This is a genomic window from Faecalibacterium gallinarum (assembly GCF_022180365.1).
GTDB classification, from domain to species: Bacteria; Bacillota; Clostridia; order Oscillospirales; family Ruminococcaceae; genus Faecalibacterium; species Faecalibacterium gallinarum.
Genome location: NZ_BQKV01000045.1, coordinates 1 through 4606 on the forward strand (window position 1 = coordinate 1; position 4606 = coordinate 4606).

2 protein-coding genes are annotated in these 4606 nt (G+C 55.5%); both read right to left on the minus strand.

The features are described from left to right. Positions 1–334: 334 nt before the first annotated feature. Positions 335–2218, minus strand: a complete 1884-nt coding sequence (locus JCM17207_RS07590; RefSeq protein WP_238317009.1) for a recombinase family protein — start codon at positions 2216–2218, stop codon at positions 335–337. 229 nt (positions 2219–2447) lie between these two features. Then, positions 2448–3443: a ParB N-terminal domain-containing protein gene (locus tag JCM17207_RS07595; RefSeq protein WP_238317010.1), complete on the minus strand. Its 996-nt coding sequence runs from the start codon at positions 3441–3443 to the stop codon at positions 2448–2450. Positions 3444–4606 lie beyond the last annotated feature (1163 nt).

Sequence of the window (4606 nt, forward strand, 5' to 3'; positions counted from 1 at the left end):
CTCCTGCCTCTCGCAAGGCTAGAATTTCTTCCTCTTTCACTTGGATATGTGTGTATTTTTGTCTGGACATACGAACACCCCCTGTATAGGTTTATTTTCCTACACAGGGGGCGTTTTGTCTATTGTCCGTTTTTACTGGTTCAGTTCAAAGCACCCTAAAAAAGCCCCCTGCCCATCGCCTCTCAGACCCACAGGAACCGCGACTCCCCCAACCCACCGCCCCAAAGCCTCGGTCGAAAACCGCGACATGGGCGTCATGGTTTCCGCCCAAGGTATCTCGCGGTTAAAACTCCGCGACACGAGCGTCACGGTTTCCACCATAGGTATCTCGCGGTTAAAAAACGGCCCATTTCTGGGCCGGGGGATTCGTTATGCTGGGGGGACACCCCGCTCGCAGGGCGGAAGGTCGGGCAAGATTCCTTGCGGGGGTTCTTGATGGCCGCCTGGGTAGCTGCTCCGATGGCAGGGAGTCTAAAATTTCACTCGCATCTAGGTCTGTTTTTCCTTCTTCCTGGGCCAAGAACTCCCTGATACCGTTCACCGAAGGCACACAATTTCCCTTTTTGCCCTCCACCAGAAGGCCCGCCTGGGCGTCGGTTCCTGGCCCCAAATGGAGGTACCAGTCAAAGTGTGTCTCGGACACCGGCGTCACCCGGTAGACGATCTGGTCCACCAGCTCCCGGCTCACCCCCTTCCCTTTCAGGTGGACCAGTTCTTCCAGCGCCTTTTCCACCCGGTCCAGGTCCATGGCCTCCCGGCACTCCACCGACTCTGCCTTTTTCTGTTCTTCCTCCAGGCGGCTCTTCTCAGCTTCCAGCTGGTCCCGCAGCTGCTGGTATTCCTCCTTTCCGATTTCCCCGTCCGCCCGCATGACGGTCAGGTTCCGCAGCCGGGTGTCGATCCGCTCCAGCTGAACCTTCCGCTCGCTGTTCCCCTGCTGGTCCTTCCGGCTGCTCTCCCTGTAGTATTTTTTCAGCAGTTCCAGGGCGGTCTGGAGGATCTGGTGCTTGTCCCCCAGCAGCTGCTCAAAGAGGGTGTCGGCCATCATCTCCAGCTTCCAGTCCCCGTACATCCGAATCCCGCAGTACCCCTCACTGTCCAGGCCCATCTCCTCCCGTTTCTGTTTGGAGCCGTTGTTGATCCGGTTGTAGCACTGGTACCCGTAGGAGATGCTGCCGTCTTTGCGGACGTGCCACTTGTCCCGGCGGCAGGCGTAGCCGCAGCTGCACCGCAGCTTGTTGACCCAGATGTCCTCCGAGCTCCGGTTGCTGATGGTCACCTTGCCATCCCGCAGGGCTACCGCTTTTCGCCGGTTGATTCGGATGCTCTGGGCCTTGTTCCAGATTTCTTTGGAAACAATGGCCGGGAAGTCCCCTTCCTGATACAAATAGGTGGAGGCATCCAGGTTCAGCACCCGGTGCTGGTCCAGATAGTTGTTGTTCCGGGATTTGTTGTAGCACTTGGTGCCGGTGTAGGTTGCGTTTTTCAGCACCCGCACCACGCTGGATGCACACCACTTCACCAGTCCCATGGCGCTCTTCCGGTGCCGGGCGTTGAGCTCATTGGCGATCTGCAAGGAGCCCTTCCCCTGCAGATACAGGTCGAAGATCATCCGCACCGTCTCGGCCTGCTCCTCGTTGATTTGGTAAGTATCTCCAACCCGGTCATAGCCCAGGATATTGCCGTTGCCGTACAGCACCCCTTTCTCCCGACTCACCTTCTGGCCCGCCCGCACCCGCTCAGAGGTCTTTCGGCTCTCCTCCTGAGCCAGGGTGGCCATCAGGGAGAGGCGAAGTTCGCCGTCCCCGTCCATGGTCCAGATGTTGTCCTCGATGAAGTAGACTTCCACCCCGATACCTTTCAGTTCCCGGGTGATGACCAGGGTGTCCACCACGTTCCGGGCGAACCGGCAGACCTCACGGGTTACAATCAGATCAAATTTGCCCTGCCGGGCGTCGTCGATCATCCGCAGAAAGGAGGGCCGCTTTTTGGCCTGGGTGCCGGTAATGCCCTCGTCTATGTACCGGCCCTGAATCTCCCAGTTGGGATGATACCGCGCCTGATCGTCATACCACTGCATCTGGTTTTCAAGGGCAGCAATCTGCGCCTCGTGCTCGGTGGATACCCGGCCATAGACGGCCACCTTCCGCTTCCGGTTCCGGTCCAGCTGGGTGTAGTCCGTCAGCTTAAAGCGATAGTTGTAATCGTCCCGCATCATAATGCCGCCCTCCTTGTTTCTTAAATGCTGTGCCCCTTGGCAGGGGCTTTGCTTGTGTTGCGAACCACGTTGGCGTAGGTTTCCGGGTTGACCAGACCTTTCTTCATCAGAATTTCGATCAGGGCAACCGCTGCATAGCGTTCATCAATCTTGTTGTTCTTGATTCTGGCACCTCCATCTTATCACATATGCTTGGTTTCGTTGAGGATGTCGATCGGAATGTTTCAACTCATCCGGTGTTGGCTTCACGGATAGATTGTTCAAAATTTTTAATAAATTCCACACCCTGTTCCCCAATCCGCCGGATGCCCTCTATCCCCGAGAGGCAGAGCTCCGGGTTATTCTGCAAACAGGTATTCCAGCGGAAGATCATGGAGTCCAGGGCATCTTCCAATTCATAGCAGATATCCTCTGCGTTGGTTTCCCCGGTGGGCTGGAGCATCTTTTCCGACATTTCCCGGATGGATTTCAGAATCCTCCTACTCTGGCTTCGCTGCCCGGAGTTGGACTTTGGAAGCTCCGGCAGGGGAGGCTTCGTTTCCTGGGCATCCATCTTTTCTTGCGCTGCCTGCTTTTCCCGGGCAGCCCGTTTTTCCTGCTGCGGCCTGCAAATCTCCGCCACAAGGCCGGGGCGTTCTTCAGGTGCCGCTCTGGACACCGACGCCAGTTCGGCTGCGGTGGGTTTGACCTTCCCTGAGAGGATCTTCTCCCGGGTGCCGGGGACAGCAGCCTCGGCGGCGTCCACATTCTGTGCAAACTTTTCCGAGCGGATCACCGACCGCCAGTTGACACCATTTTCCTGAGCGATCCGCTCACAGGTTTTCGGCTGACTGACCAAGTTGTCACCGTGACAACTTGGCTGATCTCCTTCCATTTTCCGGCTGCCGCCGTGGGCTAGCTTTTCCGCCTCATACTGTTTGCCCACCAGGTAGCGCCGCTGCTCCGGTGTCAGGTTTCGCCGTCCCAGCTGGTTTTTACAGATCCAGACGATGGCCTCCTCCCGGCCGGCAAATTCCTTTTCCAAAACGGTGTATTCAATTTCGGGATGCTCTTTCAGGATCTCAAATCGGTTGTGCCCGTCCACGATGATGCCTTTCCAGACGATCAGCGGATTCAGGAGCCGTCCTTCTTCCAAAACGTTGGCCTCCAGCTGGCTGCGCTCCTCTGCCGTAAGCGGCGGGATCTTGCTCTGAAACTCCGGGTCAACGCTCAAATTCTGCAGCATCTGCTTTCACCTGCTCTCTTTTATCGGGTGTGAATTCCATTTCAGTCGGACTTTAAGGCCCACTGCCCTGGAGCTCTCCATTCCGGCCAGTGGTTTGAAATTGGTTTTGCGGCTTCCTCCCCCATTTGTCCTCGACACCCCGGGGAGGGCTGGGAACCTTCTGGCGGCGGATTTGCACCGCTCCATCGGCCTTTTGGCCGCCCCGCCTTCTTCATGGCCGGGCCGCGAGTTACGGAAGTATCATTATCTGGAAGTACCAGGAGGCTGCTTATTCAATTTTCAAGGTGCTGCGTTGGTCTCTGGTAAAAGCATACCAGAAGTTTTTCCGTTCCGGGAGTGACTCGTAGTACACCTTTGGGGCCAAATTGGTGTACTCTTAGTACACGTTAGGGGGTCTCATAGACCGCCCTGGGGCCTTTCTACTATAGTGTAATGCATGAATTTGGTTTAGGGGAGTGACTGGTAGACACGGTTACCGTGTCTCTCAGACACGGTCGGATGTCCAAGTTGGATTCCTATAAACAGGATACCACGGATTTTCTGCCTACAGAAGTTACTGAGAGTACCGGTCGCCGGTACTCTTTGTACCACTTGTACTCTGTCTCCTGTACACATAAGATATCATTCTTTCATTGGCAGCGGGACTCTCTCGTAGATAGACTTTGGTTGTCTTGGAGACAACCCTTGATATGTTTTCTCTTTTCTGGATAAAAGATCCCTACACTTACGAGCCATCGAGAAGGGCCTTTTCGTAGCATCAATTTTAAGATTTCACAAAACAATCACATTTCACCACGTTTTGCCTCTTATGATCTTGGGTTCTCCCCTATTTGTCCTCGACGCCCCGGGGAGGGTTGGGAACCTTCTGGCGGCGGACTTGCACCGCTCCATCGGCCTTTCGGCCGCCCCGCCTTCTTTGTGGCCGGGCCGCGAATTACGGAAGTATCATTGCCTGGAAGTACCAGGAGGCTGAACTATTCAGTTTTCAAGGTGCTTGCAAAAATCGGACGCTGAGCGGTATTCGGGTCGGGCGAAACTAACCTTCAAGTGTCGGGGGTTCGCAACCAAATTTAGTCGGAAAAGATAAAGCCACTACCGATGCTCTTTTAAATCCTGTACACTGGAAAGTGCCAACAACCCAGCGGAAAGGAATAGCGATGAAA

Coding starts and splice junctions, on each gene's coding strand:
- JCM17207_RS07590 (WP_238317009.1), bottom strand. CDS start 2,218: ATGATGCGGGACGATTACAACTATCGCTTTAAGCTGACGGACTACACC.
- JCM17207_RS07595 (WP_238317010.1), bottom strand. CDS start 3,443: ATGCTGCAGAATTTGAGCGTTGACCCGGAGTTTCAGAGCAAGATCCCG.